A 16293-nucleotide genomic window follows, 5' to 3' on the forward strand; every position below is an offset into this window, starting at 1 on the left:
AAGGCTTTAAGCCACTTTTTAGCAACAATTTTGTCTACTATGCCAAAAAATCCGTATCCCTTTATGTTAGAATGATTCCAGCTTATGGGATACAGATTAATTGTTTGAAGTTTTTATTAAAAAATTAGTCTACAACCAGAGTACGGCAAGTGTTGGTGCCGCCAGAAACGAATTCATCCCCTTGTGTTAATAATACTAGATCACCAGACACTAAATAACCTTTTTCTTTTAATAATTTTATTGCTATTCGTGCACCTTCAACAGTACGGCTCATCTCTTCAAAATAAACCGGCACTACACCACGATATAATGCACAAAGATTTAATGCACTTTGATTACGGGAAAGTGCAAAAATAGGTAAGCCGGAACTAATACGTGACATTAAACGTGCAGTACGTCCTGTACTAGTCATTGCAATAATGGCAGCGGTTCCTTTCATATGATTCGCTGCGTACATTGCAGACATAGCAACTGCTTCTTCAATTGAACCAAATTCAACGTCCATACGATGACGAGAAACATTAATACTTGGCATTTTTTCTGCGCCTAGGCATACCTTAGCCATTGCTGCAACGGTTTCTGATGGGTATTGCCCAGCTGCTGTTTCTGCAGACAGCATTACTGCATCGGTTCCATCCAATACTGCATTAGCAACGTCCATTACTTCTGCACGAGTCGGCATAGGATTACTGATCATTGATTCCATCATTTGAGTCGCAGTAATAACCACTTTATTTAATTGACGAGAACGGCGAATTAATTTTTTCTGTACGCCTACTAATTCAGGATCACCAATTTCAACCCCTAAGTCACCACGAGCAACCATAATAACATCTGAAGCTTTGATAATATCATCAATTGATTCTGCTGTTGCAACTGTTTCTGCACGCTCTACCTTTGCTACAATTTTTGCATTTAATCCCGCTTCAATTGCTAATTTACGTGCATATTCAATATCTTCTCCAGAGCGAGGGAATGAAACTGCTAGATAGTCCACACCAATTTTTGCAGCAGTTAAAATATCCGCTTTATCTTTTTCGGTTAGTGCATCTGCAGATAATCCACCACCTAATTTATTGATGCCTTTATTATTAGAAAGAGGCCCACCTACAGTTACTTCAGTATACACTTTTTCGCCTTCAGTTGATAAAACCTTCAACTGAACTCGCCCATCATCCAATAATAAAATATCGCCTGGGACAACATCTTTCGGTAAATTTTTATAATCTAAGCCAACAGATTCCTGAGTACCCTCACCTCTCGGTAATTCAGCATCCAGTACAAATTTATCACCAACATTTAGAAAGATTTTACCATCTTTAAAAGTAGAAACTCGAATTTTTGGTCCTTGTAAATCACCAAGAATGGCAACCTGTTTTCCCAATTTTTTCGCAACTTCACGTACTTTTGCGGCACGGTTAATATGATCTTCTGCAGTACCATGAGAAAAGTTCATTCGCACCACATTTGCTCCGGCAGCAATAATTTTTTCTAAATTATTACCTTTATCAGTCGCCGGACCTAAGGTTGTAACAATTTTCGTTCTTCTTAGTCTTCTAGACATGAATTGCTCCATAAGATAACAACATTACTTAAAAAATATAAAAAACTAATTTATTGAGGAATGGTGCTTTTTTTGTCAAACACCTATAATAAAACGGTCGTGCATTATACGCTGATTTTCTGTGTAATGCGAGATCAGGCTAAGTAAATTTTTCTTAATCACTTGATATAGGTAGGAAATTTATGCATATATTTATTATGCGTCACGGAGAAGCTAGTTTTTATGCCACCAGCGATAAAGAACGCCCCTTAACTACCCGGGGTGAAGAACAGGCGAAACAACAGGGGAAATGGTTACTGCAACAAGGGTGGATGCCGGATTTTATGTTGGTTAGTCCATATCTCCGCGCACAACAAACACATAAACAAATTTGTAGTGCATTAAAAATTATAGAACATAGTGAATGTTGGGATAATTTAACACCTTACGGTAATGCTTATGTAGTTGCAGATTATTTAGATATGTTAGCTAAAGATGGCATAAAAAATGTATTGATTATTTCTCATTTACCATTAGTTGATGAAATTGTACAAGCTTTAGGTATTACTCAACCAATTGCTTTTCATACTGCTACTCTAGTTGAGATTGCCTACAATAATGGGAAAGGCGTTTTGTTGCAAATTAAACAACCGGATATTTAGTCAAAATGATGGGTTTATTACCCATCATTAATATTAATTAAGTCCAGCTTCTAATTTTAGCTGTAATAGTCTTCTCTCCTCTACAGACAAAGCAACGCCTTTTTCATTGGTGAGAATAAAGAAATCTTCTACCCTTTCTCCATTTGTTGTAATTTTGGCATTGGATAGTATTAATTGCTGTTGTGTAAAAATATCACTGATAATCGCAAGCAATCCTGCACTATCCTTAGTAATTAATTCCAACTCGGTCTGCTCAATTTTTTCAATATTTAAGAAACGTATTTCAAGTGGTACACTAAAGTGTTGTAATTTACTGCTTCGACGTGCAGCCGCAGTTGGCACACGCTTTTCGCCTTTTAATACCGCTTTTAAAACCTGAGCAATTTCATCTCTTCTTGGTTTGCGTAATGCACTACCATCGTTTTCTGTAACAATAAAACTATCGAATACTTCTCCACTTTTTGCAGTGATAATCTGTGCATCATGAATACTTAAATTTTTTGCATCCAATGTTCTCACCACTTTATTAAACAGTTGTGGTTGATCAGCGCAATAAATGAAAATTTCTGTTGCGCCACGTGAAAATCGGCTACTCACTAAAACCACAATTTCATTGCTTAAATCTTCAATTTGGCAAAGATGCTCTGCGTGCCACGCTAGCTGTTTTGAAGTATTGCGTAAAAAATATTCTTGAGGACAACGTTGCCATAATTGATTCACATCATTCACTTTAATTTGATATTTTTCCAGCATCGGTTGCATTATATCAAGTGCTTTAATTCTATTCTGCAAGATTTGAATACTATAATTTAGAGGTACGGAAATGCCTTGTTCTAACTGCTGTCTAGTGTAATGATAAAGCGTTGTTAATAATGTTTTCTTCCAACTATTCCACAGAGTTTCATTAGTTGCACAAATATCCGCTACCGTTAAACAAAGTAGATAATCCAATCGTGTTTTATTATTAACAATTTTAGCAAAATGACTAATTTCCGCTGGATCGTGAATATCTCTTCTTTGTGCAACAATTGACATTTGTAGATGTGATAATACCAACCACGCCATAAACTCTGCATCTTGCTCACTAAAATTATGCTTAATCGCAAAATCATACATATCAATAGCTCCCAATTCTGTATGATCTCCGGAACGCCCCTTAGCGATATCGTGAAATAGGGCAGCCAGATAAAGTTGTGGACGTTTTGTTAAGGTTAAAAATATTTTGTGGCATAAAGGATATGACTCAACACTCGTTTCGTTAGCAAAATTTTCCAATTTAAGTAATAAGCGAACGGTGTGTTCATCAACAGTATAAGAATGAAACAGATCAAATTGCATTAAACCTACAATATGCTTCCATTCCCGTAAATAAGCTTTCAATACGCCATAACGGTGCATCAGTGCGAATGCTCTGGTAATACAATGTGGCTGTTGTAGAATCTGAATAAAATAGGTTCTTGCCTGCGGTAACTCACTTAAATAGCCTTTGTAGTTCAATAATGCAAGACGCAATTGCCGCAATGTACTGGAATGGATATAACTTTGTGGATAATGACAGAGCTGTAAAAAAAGCTCTATCATTGTTTCAGGCTTGGATTGAAACATATCGTGACATTGTAACTGAATGCTATTATTGACTAAATAAAAGGCAGGGCTGATGGCAATTTTTTCTACCGATTTTGTACAGCTTGGGCATAAAAACTGCTCTTGATAATCCTGCATTAACACTTCACTTAACTGCATAATTTGTTGTGAATTGCGAAAATAAGCTTTCATCATTGTTTCTACTGCCTGATTACCAACACCTTGATAGCCCAGCATTTCACTAATTTTTAACTGTCGTTCAAATAATAAACGATTATCATAACGTTTAATTACTAAGTGCAAAGCATAACGAAGTTTAAATAGAAATGTTTGACAATCAAATAATACTTGATGCTCTTCTGGATAAATAAAACCTAAATGAAGTAAATCATCTAGGTTTTTCGCTTTGAAGTGCCGCCACGCTACCCAATAAAGTAAATGCAAATCACGTAGTCCGCCTGGGCTATATTTAAGATCAGGTTCCAAATTATATGCTGTATTATGATAACGTTGATAACGTTCATTTTTTTCCGCTACTTTTGCCGTAAAAAAATCACGCATTGACCAAAAATCATCCTGATAAATGTGTTGCATTAATTGTTCGAATAGAAGTTTATTTCCTATTAAAAATCGTGATTCTAATAAATTAGTCGCAATACTGATGTCGCTCCGCCCTTCTTCCAAACACTGCGACAAAGTACGAATACTATGACCAACCTCAAAATGACAATCCCAAAGAAACTGTACGAAACTGGCTATCTGCTGCTCTTGCTGATTATTCAAGTTTTGAGAAGATAAAATCAAAAAATCTAAGTCTGATAGGGGGAAGATTTCTCTTCTCCCATAACCACCTACAGCAATGAGTACCAATTCAGGATAACAATCCAGCTGAAAATGATGCCATAACATCAGTAATAGTTGATCACAAAAGTCACTACGCTGTTTAATCAAATGATAAATATCAATATTTTGGCTAAAATTTTCCGTTTCAGCCGCTTTTAAATCAGTAAAGAATCGACGAACATTGGCGGGAGTAAAGGGTATTTTGGTTAAATCTTGAGTAAATAATAGCTTTTGCATAAGATTCCTGTATAAAAATCATTTGTTATATTTATAACAATATTATTTTTTCAACAAAAAAGCGACTATTTTTAAAAAATAGTCGCTTTTTTTATAATTTTTTTAATTATTTATCATTATCCTTTGAATATCATTTAATTCCTCATCACGAATGGTCATCACTTCACAACCATTTTCCGTAACGACAATTTGATGTTCATACTGTGCGGAATGGCTGCGATCTTTGGTTTTGACAGTCCAACCATCACTCATCAAACGAATCTCTTTTCTACCAGCATTGACCATCGGTTCAATCGTAAATACCATTCCAGGTTGTAAAATCACTCCACCGTCATCGGCATAATAATGTAAAACTTGTGGATCACTGTGAAACTCAGTGCCAATACCATGACCGCAATATTCGCGAACTACAGAAAATCCCTGTTTTTCTACATATTGTTGAATAACACGACCAATTTCGTTTAAACGAATACCCGGTTTAACAGTACGCAATGCTAAATAGAGTGATTGTTGAGTAACTTCGCATAACTTTTTACTACGAATCGGTGGTTCGCCAACCATATACATTTTAGAATTATCACCGAAATAACCATCTTTAATCACAGTTACATCAATATTGAGAATATCACCATCTTTTAATTTCTTTTCATCATTCGGAATACCGTGACATACTACCTCATTAATTGAAATACATACTGATTTTGGAAAACCGTGATAATTTAAACAGGCTGGAATCACTTTTTGCTCATTTATCATATAATCGTGACAAATACGATCCAATTCGCCAGTAGTAACACCTGCTTTAACATAGGGTTCGATCATTACTAATACGTCTGAAGCGAGCTTACAGGCTATACGCAATTTTTCGATTTCTTCTGCTGTCCTTAATGGAATTGTCATTTTTTTCTCCAATTTGAAACTCTTAATTTTTCGATGGCTATAATACCATTATTTCAACGTTATCAATAACCTTTCAATGAAATTGTTGAACGATTTACTAGGTTATTAGATAATAGCCATACTATTAAGATAATTTACACTTCATCATAACTATTTAGTTTGTAACTATATGATGAAAAAACAATGAGGAGTTCAAGAATGAGTGATGATGTTTCCATTCCGCTAACTTTTACCGATGCGGCAGCACGTAAAGTAAAATTTTTAATTGAAGGCGAAGATAATCCAAATCTCAAATTACGTGTTTATATTACCGGTGGCGGTTGCAGCGGTTTCCAATATGGATTTACTTTTGATGAAAATGTGAATGAAGGCGATCTTACTATTGAAAATTCAGGCGTGACTTTGGTGGTTGACCCAATGAGCTTACAATACTTAATTGGGGGAACAGTAGATTATACTGAAGGATTGGAAGGTTCACGTTTTGTTGTTGATAATCCAAATGCGACAACAACCTGTGGTTGCGGTTCATCTTTCAGCATCTAATTTAAAAAGGCTATCAGAGCATAGCCTTCTTTTCTTATTAAGGGGGCATAAAATGGAATTTCAATTCTATCGCATTGATCGCAATACAATTAATGTCAGTTGTTCAATGGAACACGAAGCGGTTGCACGTTGGGCAAACAGTGAAATTCGTGGTGATTTGAAAAAAATTGCTGAATTAATGGCAGTAATAAAAGCGTGTCATTCCACTCCTTACGGCATCGACAAAATTATTCCGGGCAAAGAATTTTCCGTCCATATTAATCACGATGAAGTGATGGTTAAAGCCAATATTCTCTTTTCAGAAGAAAATTCCGATGAAATTTTAGAAGATGATCTTCAATTTTATGATGAAGAAAATATGGCGATTTGTGGATTGGAGGATTTTGAACACTTTTTATCTGAATATCAACAATTTGCCAAAGAGTAATTTTTAATCATTATCTGATTGATTTATCAACACAATGTTTCAAAAATGTAATTCATCGAAACGTTTTTTTCGAAGTGGATCACATTCTTGAACATTTTTTTTATTAAGTTTTGAATTCAAAAAACACCTTATCTATTATAGCGCCGAAAAAATTATTATTAATCAATTAATAAATTAAGGTGTGTGTATGTTAAATGAGCAAACTTTAAATTCCTCAATAGAACAATCTTGTCCAAAATCCCATATTTGGAATAAATTTGATCTGGCGTGGGTTTTAAATTTATTCGGTACTGCTGTAGGCGCAGGCGTCTTATTTTTACCTATTAATGCCGGTGCAGGTGGCTTTTGGCCATTAGTTATTATGACAATAATAGTTGGACCAATGACTTATTTTGCTCATCGTGGACTAGCTCGATTTGTTCTATCTTCTAGTAAGCCGGGCAGTGATATAACTGAAGTAGTGGAGGAACATTTTGGTAAAACGGCTGGCAAATTAATCACCCTCCTCTATTTCTTTGCAATTTTCCCTATTCTTCTAATTTATGGTAATGGCATTACCAATACGGTTGATTCATTTATAGTAAATCAATTAGGAATGGCTTCACCATCAAGAGTTTTACTTTCATTGATTTTGATCGGCAGCCTAATCGGTATTTTCTTATTAGGTGAAAAAGTAGTATTGAAAGTCACCGAATGGTTGGTTTATCCTCTTGTATTTATTCTTTTTGCTTTATCAATCTATCTTATTCCGGAATGGAACACCAGTATGTTGCAAGAAATACCTAGTGGTAAGCAATTTTTGTTAACGTTATGGATTACCATTCCAGTATTGGTTTTTTCATTTAATCACTCTCCAGCCATTTCTTCCTTTGTTCTTTCACAACAGCGTCAATATAAATCTTTCATTACTACAGAACAACACGCTAGCAAGACATTAAAAGGCACAGCTACCATTTTATTAGTTTTTGTAATGTTCTTTGTTTTTAGTTGTGTTTTAACATTGACTCCGGAAGATTTACTATTAGCCAAAGAACAAAATATTGCGATTCTTTCTTTCCTTGCCAATAAATTTGATAATCCTTATATCTCCTATCTTGGACCTTTGGTTGCTTTTTTAGCAATTACCAGTTCGTTTTTCGGTCATTATATGGGAGCAAGAGAGGGTTTACAGGGGCTATTTCTCAAAATGAAAGGAGAGAATCAACATTCCACCAATATTAATCATCGCCGTTTGAACCTTATTTCAGCACTCTTTTTCTTATTGTCATTGTGGGGTGTAGCTATTATCAATCCAAGTATATTAGGTTTAATTGAATCTCTAGGTGGTCCTATTATTGCAATGATTTTATTCATTATGCCGATGTATGCGATTAAACATATTCCGGCAATGAAGCGTTACAGTGGTAAATTAAGTAATGTTTTTGTGGTAGTGATGGGATTAATCGCTATTTCAAATATTATCTATAATCTCGTGGCATAGTTCTCACTTTTTCATTAAAATTTGCATCCTTTGCCTTAGGTTAATGACCTAAGGCTATATTTATCAGAATAATAAAAAATTAGAGCGTATTATGATTAGTGTGTTTGATATGTATAAAATCGGCATAGGGCCATCAAGTTCTCATACTGTCGGTCCAATGAAAGCCGGTAAAGAATTTATTGATCATTTAGTAAAACAACAGCAATTAGAGCAAGTTACCCGGTTGCATATTGATGTCTATGGTTCGCTTTCTATGACCGGTCGCGGACATAATACTGACATAGCCATTATTCTCGGTTTAGCAGGATATTTGCCTGATAATGTGGATATTGATCACATTCCTCTCTTTATTGATCAGATTAAAAAACAAAAACGGTTTCCACTGGCATTAGGCCAGCACGAAATTGCTTTTGATTTTTATCAAGATATGCAATTTCATTCTACTTTTTTGCCATTGCATGAAAATGGTATGACAATCAGTGCCTATCATCAAGATGAATGCCTTTACAGCAATACATATTACTCTATTGGCGGTGGCTTTATTGTTGATGAAGCACATTTTCACCAAGAACAATCTTCTGAGCAACAAGTCCCCTTCCCTTATCAAAGTGCTGCCGATTTAATTCATCACTGCCAAGAAAACGGACTAGCTATTTCCGGCATTATGTTACGTAATGAATTAGCATTACATAGAAAAACGGAATTAGAGGCACATCTTGCCAAAGTTTGGCAAACAATGCAGGAATGTATCCAACACGGATTACATACAGATGGTTTATTGCCCGGTCCATTAAAAGTACCACGCCGTGCTGCTGGATTACGTCGCTTATTGGAAGCTAATAATTCATTATCAAATGACCCAATGAAAGTGATTGACTGGATTAATATGTATGCTTTAGCGGTAAATGAGGAAAATGCTGCTGGCGGTCGTGTTGTTACAGCACCAACGAATGGTGCTTGCGGTATTGTACCTGCAGTACTTGCCTATTATCAAAAATTTATTGCACCAATTAGTGATGAAGTGCGTGATTGTTATTTATTAACAACCAGTGCTATCGGTTCACTTTATAAAATGAATGCTTCAATTTCGGGGGCTGAAGTAGGATGCCAAGGTGAGGTTGGTGTTGCTTGTTCAATGGCGGCAGCCGGCTTAACAGAGATTTTAGGTGGGACACCGGAACAAGTCTGTATGGCAGCGGAAATTGCAATGGAACATAACCTTGGACTAACCTGTGATCCGGTCGGTGGTCAGGTACAAGTACCTTGTATTGAGCGTAATGCAATTGCTTCCGTAAAAGCAATAAATGCCAGCAGAATGGCGTTACGTCGTAACACACAGCCACGAGTAACATTAGATAAAGTAATAGAAACAATGTATGAAACGGGCAAAGATATGAATGCCAAATATCGAGAAACTTCTCAAGGTGGTTTAGCAGTTAAAGTGATTTGTGATTAATTGCTAAAACTGAAAAAAGGGAAACATCACCGTTTCCCTTTTTTTATCAGCTGATTTATCAATAAAAAACAGCAGATAAGGTGATTAATTAAAAGAAAAAATTGAGAAGTTCGGATAACGAAACTGATTGACGATAATAGCAATAATAGAATTAGACATTTATTGAAAGGATCGAATTTATTTATTCAATCCTTTATGCCGTATCAGCAGCGATTTGCCGCTTTTTCTAACGCATTACAAGAGCGTTTTTTATTTCCTGTTGTTCTGGAACAAACAGCATCAGAAGAAATTACTCCGGCAACCGTTGTAATATAACATTGATACTGTTTTTTCCCGATATTGGCAGTAAAGCGAATATCATCTAAACCCGCTTGACGATGACTGATTGTTACCTTATCTGCCGTTGTATTGAGTGCAAAAGCCGCTTTGCTTTGTAGTGAAGCATCAGAAATCACTGTATTGCCGACCATACCACAGCCACTTAATACTAAAATAGAAAAAAAAGAATAACATTTACGCATTATTCTTCCTCCTTACTATTGCAATCCTGCGCCGCCCAATCCGATCAATGCCAATAACATCGGCGAAGTGATTAAGCCAATGAAAACTAAAACCCACGCTAGGATATTTAGACATATCCCTTTCGTATTTCTACTTTTTATCGCAAAAATAGTGCCGATTATCGCAATAATGGCAGCTAAAGGAACAAACACCATTCCCAAAAAGAGAATGCCTAAAACGGCAAAAATACAGGCAATAATTGCCGCAGTTACCCAGTCTTTGTTTTTTGCGATAGTGCATCAGTCATATTTCCTCCTAATTTTTGATTTTGCACCTAAAACAGGTTCATTAGCGAACCTAAAATAGGTGCAATGGAAAAATTAAGATCATCTATTTATTCTCAGGAACAGGTGTTTTTACGTGAACTTTTTATTAAAAAACGTAAAACATTAGGTTTATCGCAACGGGTTTTATCCGACAGGCTCGGTGTTATTTATTCGCTGATAGGAAAGATTGAAACCGGCGACAGACGTTTGGATATTGTTGAATTTATTCAATATTGTATTGCTCTGGAATTAGAACCAACTGAAGTGTTGGCACAACTGCAATAGCAAATTCTATCGGCGAAGGAAGAAAAAGAGGAATAAAAAATGTCGAGTTTTAATTATACTCGACATTTTTCTTCTTGAGGTATTTTACAATAGTAGACAATTTTTCTCGCCACGCGAAAGCGTAATTAAACCGGAACGTACAATTTCAATGACGGAAGTTTCCTCTTTTAAGGCTTTAATAAAAGCGTTCAATTTTTCACTATCACCATTTAACTGAACGGTATAAGTTTTTGGCGTAACGTCGACAATCTGTCCACGATAAATATCTGCCATCCGTTTTACCTCTTCTCTCACCTGTCCTTGAGCTTTAACTTTAATCAGCAATACTTCTCTCTCCACGTGCTCGACATCACTTAGATTAATTACGCGATAGACATCGATTAATTTATGTAATTGCTTTTCAATCTGTTCCAACACCTGTTCATCGCCATAAGCTTCAATCGTCATACGGGAAAGTGTCGGATCATCTGTCGGCGCAACGGTTAAACTTTCGATATTAAAAGCACGTTGTGAGAACAATCCAACTACACGAGATAACGCACCTGACTCATTTTCTAATAATACTGATAAAATTCTACGCATTATGATCTCTCCGTTTTGCTTAAATACATTTCATTCATTGCACCACCACGCATTTGCATCGGATAAACGTGTTCTGTTTCATCAACACGAATATCGACAAAGACCACTTTATCCTTAATTGCCAATGCTTCCGCTAATTTCGTTTCCAATTCGTCAGGATGTTCAATTCGCATTCCGATATGTCCATAAGCCTCAGCCAATTTAACAAAATCCGGTAATGAATCCATATAGGATTGTGAATGACGTCCGGCATAAATAATATCTTGCCACTGTTTTACCATTCCCAAGAAACGGTTATTTAAACTAACAATCACTATTGGTATTCCGTACTGTTTTGCCGTTGAAAGTTCTTGAATATTCATTTGAATACTGCCATCACCGGTCACACAGACAACGCTTGCTTCAGGATGCGCCAATTTCACTCCTAATGCTGCCGGCAAACCAAAGCCCATTGTTCCCAATCCTCCTGAATTGATCCAACGACGCGGTTTAGCAAAAGGATAATGCAATGCTGCAAACATTTGATGTTGCCCTACATCTGAAGCAATATAAGCCTCTCCTTTAGTTAATTTATAAAGTGTTTCAATAACCTGCTGCGGTTTAATTACTTCACTATTTTTTTCATAATTTAAGCAATGTTTTTCTCGCCATTGTTCAATTTGTTGCCACCAATCAGATAACCATTGTTGTGCTTTTGCAATATCCTCTTCTGTCAACAAAGTTAAAAATTCATCTAATACCGTTTTCGCATCACCTACAATTGGAATATTAGCAATAACATTTTTTGAAATTGAAGTTGGATCAATATCAATATGAATCACTTGAGCATAAGGACAATATTTTGCCAAGTTATTGGTAGTTCGGTCATCAAAACGTACTCCGATACCAATAATTAGATCACTCTGATGCATTGCATTATTTGCTTCATATGTCCCGTGCATACCAAGCATTCCAAGGAATTGTTTATCATCACCTGGGAAACCACCTAATCCCATTAAAGATGCAGTCACAGGAAGGTTTAAATTATGAGCAAATTGGGTTACTTCTTCAGCACAATTTGAAGTGATCACGCCACCACCAATAAACAAAACAGGACGCTTGGCAATTTGAATAGCTTTAAGTGCTTTCTTAATTTGTCCTTTATGTCCTTGTAAAGTTGGATTATAGGAACGCAAGTGTACCTCTTCCGGATAACTGTAATTATATTTGACTGCCGGATTAAGCACATCTTTTGGTAAATCAATAACAACTGGGCCAGGCCTACCAGTTGAAGCAATATAAAATGCTTTTTTCATAATATAAGGAATATCTTCTGCTTTCTTCACTAAAAAGCTATGTTTCACGACTGGTCTAGAAATACCGACCATATCACACTCTTGGAATGCATCACTACCGATTAAATTCCCCATTACCTGACCGGATAGCACTACCAATGGAACAGAATCCATATAGGCTGTAGCAATTCCCGTAATAGTATTCGTTGCTCCAGGACCAGAAGTGATTAAAACACAACCAACTTTGCCTGTTGAACGTGCATAACCGTCTGCCATATGGACTGCCCCCTGCTCGTGACGTACTAAAATATGTTCAATACCGCCAAGTTGATGAATAGCATCATAAATATCTAGCACCGAACCACCGGGATAACCAAATAAATATTCCACACCCTGATCTCGTAATGATTGAACGACCATTTCCGCACCAGATAATTTTTTCATATCCTTCTCCATTTTCTTGTTTTATTGATGTTGTGATTTAGTTTTACTGCATATTTTTAACTTTGTCTATAGCAACACATATCGACAAATGAGAATAACTTTAGAAGTTAATGCTAAACAAGCAGCATTTTAAAGAAAAAAATAAAATAATTTTAGAAAAAATCAAAAAAAATACGGCATAAAGCCGTATTTTATAAAATATAATTTTTATTTAATTTATTTTGAAATTTTCCGTTGAGATCTAAAAATGAAAAGTAAAATCGTCAACGCAACGGCAGTTATTACAAAACCTAAAATGGCTGAATCTGTAAAACCTACCCCGATATAACCAGCAAATGAAGCAACTGCAACTACTGCTGCGTAAGGCAATTGTGTTGTAACATGGTCAATATGGTTACAAGCTGCGCCAGTAGAAGACAAGATTGTAGTGTCGGATACTGGTGAGCAGTGGTCACCACACACAGCGCCCGCCATTACAGCTGATAAACAAGGCAACATTAATGCAGGATCGGCATTTGCTGCCATTGCTGCTGCAATTGGTAGCATAATTCCGAATGTCCCCCAACTTGTTCCAGTAGAGAAAGCCATAATAATGGCAAGAAGGAATAATAATGCAGGCAATAATTGTGTCATCATATTGCCACTGACAAGGCTAGCCAAATATTTTCCAGTATTAACATCACCAACGATAGTATTAATTGTCCAAGCAAAAAAGAGAATAGTAATTGCACCGGACATTGATTTAAAACCAAGAAGAATAGCTTTAATATAGTCAGTAAAACTGATGGTATTGAATACAAATAACGAAGCAACGACAAAAGAAATTAAACTACCAACAACCAGCGAAATACCAACAGTCGTGTTTTCAAATGCCCCTAAAACTGAAAAAGAGTGTCCATTTTCCGCTAATGCTTGATATCCAGTATACATCATCATTGACACTGTACCGGCAATTAAAACTAAAATTGGTACGATTAAAGCACTAACTCGCCCTTTAACAACTTCTTCATCTTGTTGTTCACTGTTATGCTCTGCCTGTAATGCTTGATTTTCGTGGCGAGCCATTGAGCCGATATCAAAAGAGAAATAAGCAACGAAAAAGACAGTGATAATGGCAAATATTGCATAATAGTTCATCGCACTCATTGCCACAAATGCCCCCATCGGCGAATACTCCGTAATTGAATGTGTTGCTAATAATCCAGCAACAAGCGTCATAATATAAGCACCCCAACTTGAAATAGGCATCAATACACACATTGGTGCGGCGGTTGAATCCAAAATATAGGCCAATTTTGCACGAGAAACTTTAAATTTATCAGTTACCGGACGAGCAATTGCTCCCACAGCTAAACTATGGAAATAATCATCAATAAAAGTAAAAAATACCAAGCACGCAGTTAATAATTTTGCACCACGTCTATTTTTAATATGTCTTTGAGCCCAAGCAGCAAATGCCTGATTGCTTCCAGATACAGTTAGTAATGAAGTCAATGCACCCAACACTAATAAAAAAATAATAATATTCACATTATTATGATTAATACCGTCTTCACCATAGACTAATGATAAAACACTATTTTTAATATAAATTGCCGCATCAAGCGGATTGGCATTCGTCAACATTAATGCACCAACAACAATCCCTGTTGTTAATGATAAAAGCACACGCCTTGTTAGCATGGCTAATGTTAAAGCTAATAATGGCGGTACAATCGACCACACAGAAGAAGAAAAATCAGTAAGTTCCATAACGCTAACCTAATAAAAAGCAAAAGCGTCTAGCGAGTGTTCAAAAGGATTCACAAATAAGGAAGGATAAAAAAAGATTAACCACCTTAACTCGTAGCGCTCCATAGTTAAACCAAAATAATACTATGACAGTATCGTCCCTTTCGGCAACGATCCCAACCAATTAAGATGACGCTTAATTGATTTCGGCGGTTATTCCTTTCCCTTCTTCTCAAAGCTGTCAGCTCAAAGAAGCTACTTATAATAATCGCACCTCTACTTCAGGTGGCTAAAAGATACAACAAGTAACAAAAAAAGCAAGTTCTTTTAAATTATATTTATTATTTAATTATTCTTTTATTAATTTTTATATTTACCTTTTCTATTATTTTCTATAAAATCACTTTGTTCTTTTTTATTCCAATACTATTAACATATCCATAGGAGAATTATTAATGGAAGAGTTATTAAAAACATTAAATAATATTCGCTCATTGCGCCTTGTAGCTCGTGAATTATCTTTTGAACAATTAATGACAATTTTCAGTAAATTTGAACAAGTTGTTGAAGAAAGAAAAGCAGAAGAAGAATCTAAAAAACAGAGTATTGCTGCTCATCAAGAAAAAATTGAAAAATATAAAGAATTATTAAAATCAGAAGGTATTTCTCCGGAAGAATTGTTAGAAGTGATGAGCTTACAAAAATTCAATCCATCTCAACATAAAAAACGGGCTCCTCGTCCTGCAAAATATCAATATACAGATTTGGATGGTTCTAGAAAAACTTGGACTGGTCAAGGTAGAACTCCAAAAGCAATGCAAATTCAGATTGACAAAGGTGCAACTTTAGAAAGCTTTGAAATTAAGTAATATTTATTATCCATTTTTAAGGTCTATTTTTTGAATAATAGACCTTTCTTTTTTCTTTTTGGGTTGAAATATGTAGATTATTCAAAATTATCCATCATAATAAGCTCTTCTACCCTGTCACTTTTAATATAAAAGTTAATGCTACATTAATTTACAGTATATCCAAAAATGAATAATTCCTTCCCAAAATACACTTTTTGATAATCAGGTTTGCTCTTTATTATTGAATTTAGAGTTGTTAATTTTTCGATATAAAAAGCATTCTACTGATTTATTCCGAAAAGTTAAACTACAATTTTAAGGACTGAATCTGTATTTTTTCATTGCAGTCCGTCTTTTAGGTTGTAGTTGTAATCCTTCAATATCGAAATATAAACAGATTTAGTCAGATGTTACTTCTCTGTTTTGGAATGTTGAATTGAGCAATCAATGTTAGTCTAGAAACGGCAAACGTAAGATAGGTGAATAAAAAGGCTTCCGTAGTATTGAAAATAGCAATCAACGACTTGCTACTTACAAATTCGGCTATATTCAGTCATAAAAATCTGCACCCTATGTGTTGGATAATAAGACTAACTTTAGGGTGCAGATCACTCATTGGAAATG

At 35.5% G+C, this 16293-nt stretch carries 15 protein-coding genes and 1 riboswitch; of the genes, 8 read left to right on the forward strand and 7 right to left on the reverse strand.

Annotation, left to right across the window (positions count from 1 at the left end; translation table 11 throughout):
* Positions 1–124: 124 nt before the first annotated feature.
* Complete coding sequence (gene pyk / locus JP36_RS00005; RefSeq protein ID WP_039170679.1) at positions 125–1564, reverse strand: pyruvate kinase; 1440 nt, start codon at positions 1562–1564, stop codon at positions 125–127.
* 182 nt (positions 1565–1746) lie between these two features.
* Between pyk and sixA the strand changes: the two genes are divergently transcribed.
* Positions 1747–2205, forward strand: coding sequence for a phosphohistidine phosphatase SixA (sixA, locus tag JP36_RS00010; protein WP_039170683.1), 459 nt, complete (start codon positions 1747–1749; stop codon positions 2203–2205).
* A 33-nt stretch (positions 2206–2238) separates the two neighbouring features.
* Here the strand turns inward: sixA and glnD are convergent, their stop codons facing one another.
* Together glnD and map are read right to left on the reverse strand one after the other, a co-directional pair.
* Positions 2239–4869 carry a bifunctional uridylyltransferase/uridylyl-removing protein GlnD gene (glnD, locus tag JP36_RS00015; protein ID WP_039170685.1) on the reverse strand — a complete coding sequence of 877 codons (2631 nt, stop codon included), beginning with the start codon at positions 4867–4869 and terminating at the stop codon, positions 2239–2241.
* Positions 4870–4971: 102 nt separating this feature from the next.
* Positions 4972–5769: a type I methionyl aminopeptidase gene (map, locus tag JP36_RS00020; protein ID WP_039170687.1), complete on the reverse strand. Its 798-nt coding sequence runs from the start codon at positions 5767–5769 to the stop codon at positions 4972–4974.
* Between the two features lie 198 nt (positions 5770–5967).
* Between map and erpA the strand changes: the two genes are divergently transcribed.
* From erpA to JP36_RS00040, 4 genes are all read left to right on the forward strand, one after another.
* Positions 5968–6312: an iron-sulfur cluster insertion protein ErpA gene (gene erpA / locus JP36_RS00025; RefSeq protein ID WP_013744856.1), complete on the forward strand. Its 345-nt coding sequence runs from the start codon at positions 5968–5970 to the stop codon at positions 6310–6312.
* 52 nt (positions 6313–6364) lie between these two features.
* The gene (locus JP36_RS00030) at positions 6365–6739 is read left to right on the forward strand and encodes a YacL family protein (protein WP_039170689.1); all 375 of its coding nucleotides are present in this window, start codon (positions 6365–6367) and stop codon (positions 6737–6739) included.
* 187 nt (positions 6740–6926) lie between these two features.
* A complete protein-coding gene (locus JP36_RS00035) occupies positions 6927–8219 on the forward strand; it encodes an HAAAP family serine/threonine permease (RefSeq protein WP_039170690.1) in 1293 nt (430 codons plus the stop codon).
* 91 nt (positions 8220–8310) lie between these two features.
* Positions 8311–9675, forward strand: coding sequence for an L-serine ammonia-lyase (locus tag JP36_RS00040; protein WP_039170692.1), 1365 nt, complete (start codon positions 8311–8313; stop codon positions 9673–9675).
* 203 nt (positions 9676–9878) lie between these two features.
* On the opposite strand, the gene JP36_RS00045 is transcribed toward JP36_RS00040, so the two are convergent.
* Positions 9879–10196 carry a hypothetical protein gene (locus tag JP36_RS00045; RefSeq protein WP_039170694.1) on the reverse strand — a complete coding sequence of 106 codons (318 nt, stop codon included), beginning with the start codon at positions 10194–10196 and terminating at the stop codon, positions 9879–9881.
* A 79-nt stretch (positions 10197–10275) separates the two neighbouring features.
* On the opposite strand from JP36_RS00045, the gene JP36_RS11465 reads away from it, so the two are divergent.
* Both JP36_RS11465 and JP36_RS00055 read left to right on the forward strand, forming a co-directional pair.
* The gene (locus tag JP36_RS11465; RefSeq protein ID WP_039170697.1) at positions 10276–10542 is read left to right on the forward strand and encodes a hypothetical protein; all 267 of its coding nucleotides are present in this window, start codon (positions 10276–10278) and stop codon (positions 10540–10542) included.
* 5 nt (positions 10543–10547) lie between these two features.
* On the forward strand, positions 10548–10787 hold the full coding sequence (locus JP36_RS00055) for a helix-turn-helix domain-containing protein (RefSeq protein ID WP_039170701.1): 240 nt from the start codon (positions 10548–10550) through the stop codon (positions 10785–10787).
* Positions 10788–10871: 84 nt separating this feature from the next.
* Here the strand turns inward: JP36_RS00055 and ilvN are convergent, their stop codons facing one another.
* The 3 genes from ilvN to JP36_RS00070 all read right to left on the reverse strand — a co-directional run bounded on the left by ilvN (position 10872) and on the right by JP36_RS00070 (position 14839).
* Positions 10872–11369 (reverse strand): acetolactate synthase small subunit, encoded by a 498-nt coding sequence (gene ilvN, locus JP36_RS00060; RefSeq protein ID WP_021461667.1) that lies wholly within the window; start codon positions 11367–11369, stop codon positions 10872–10874.
* On the reverse strand, positions 11369–13087 hold the full coding sequence (locus tag JP36_RS00065) for an acetolactate synthase 3 large subunit (protein WP_039132855.1): 1719 nt from the start codon (positions 13085–13087) through the stop codon (positions 11369–11371). The genes ilvN and JP36_RS00065 overlap by 1 nt, the downstream gene beginning before the upstream one ends.
* A gap of 216 nt (positions 13088–13303) precedes the next feature.
* Positions 13304–14839: a Na+/H+ antiporter NhaC family protein gene (locus JP36_RS00070; protein ID WP_039132853.1), complete on the reverse strand. Its 1536-nt coding sequence runs from the start codon at positions 14837–14839 to the stop codon at positions 13304–13306.
* 86 nt (positions 14840–14925) lie between these two features.
* Positions 14926–15105: riboswitch (Lysine riboswitch) on the reverse strand.
* Positions 15106–15273: 168 nt separating this feature from the next.
* Here JP36_RS00070 and JP36_RS00075 point away from each other — a divergent pair.
* A complete protein-coding gene (locus tag JP36_RS00075) occupies positions 15274–15687 on the forward strand; it encodes an H-NS family nucleoid-associated regulatory protein (RefSeq protein ID WP_039132848.1) in 414 nt (137 codons plus the stop codon).
* Positions 15688–16293 lie beyond the last annotated feature (606 nt).

This window comes from Gallibacterium genomosp. 1 (assembly GCF_000771875.1).
In the GTDB taxonomy this organism is placed as follows: domain Bacteria; phylum Pseudomonadota; class Gammaproteobacteria; order Enterobacterales; family Pasteurellaceae; genus Gallibacterium.

What these genes read in the sequence shown, in the direction of transcription:
- glnD (WP_039170685.1), bottom strand. Translation starts at nt 4,869, where the DNA reads ATGCAAAAGCTATTATTTACTCAAGATTTAACCAAAATACCCTTTACT.
- JP36_RS00065 (WP_039132855.1), bottom strand. Translation starts at nt 13,087, where the DNA reads ATGAAAAAATTATCTGGTGCGGAAATGGTCGTTCAATCATTACGAGAT.
- erpA (WP_013744856.1), top strand. Translation starts at nt 5,968, where the DNA reads ATGAGTGATGATGTTTCCATTCCGCTAACTTTTACCGATGCGGCAGCA.
- map (WP_039170687.1), bottom strand. Translation starts at nt 5,769, where the DNA reads ATGACAATTCCATTAAGGACAGCAGAAGAAATCGAAAAATTGCGTATA.
- JP36_RS00055 (WP_039170701.1), top strand. Translation starts at nt 10,548, where the DNA reads ATGGAAAAATTAAGATCATCTATTTATTCTCAGGAACAGGTGTTTTTA.
- JP36_RS00075 (WP_039132848.1), top strand. Translation starts at nt 15,274, where the DNA reads ATGGAAGAGTTATTAAAAACATTAAATAATATTCGCTCATTGCGCCTT.
- JP36_RS00045 (WP_039170694.1), bottom strand. Translation starts at nt 10,196, where the DNA reads ATGCGTAAATGTTATTCTTTTTTTTCTATTTTAGTATTAAGTGGCTGT.
- sixA (WP_039170683.1), top strand. Translation starts at nt 1,747, where the DNA reads ATGCATATATTTATTATGCGTCACGGAGAAGCTAGTTTTTATGCCACC.
- JP36_RS11465 (WP_039170697.1), top strand. Translation starts at nt 10,276, where the DNA reads ATGAAAACTAAAACCCACGCTAGGATATTTAGACATATCCCTTTCGTA.
- JP36_RS00035 (WP_039170690.1), top strand. Translation starts at nt 6,927, where the DNA reads ATGTTAAATGAGCAAACTTTAAATTCCTCAATAGAACAATCTTGTCCA.
- pyk (WP_039170679.1), bottom strand. Translation starts at nt 1,564, where the DNA reads ATGTCTAGAAGACTAAGAAGAACGAAAATTGTTACAACCTTAGGTCCG.
- ilvN (WP_021461667.1), bottom strand. Translation starts at nt 11,369, where the DNA reads ATGCGTAGAATTTTATCAGTATTATTAGAAAATGAGTCAGGTGCGTTA.
- JP36_RS00030 (WP_039170689.1), top strand. Translation starts at nt 6,365, where the DNA reads ATGGAATTTCAATTCTATCGCATTGATCGCAATACAATTAATGTCAGT.
- JP36_RS00070 (WP_039132853.1), bottom strand. Translation starts at nt 14,839, where the DNA reads ATGGAACTTACTGATTTTTCTTCTTCTGTGTGGTCGATTGTACCGCCA.
- JP36_RS00040 (WP_039170692.1), top strand. Translation starts at nt 8,311, where the DNA reads ATGATTAGTGTGTTTGATATGTATAAAATCGGCATAGGGCCATCAAGT.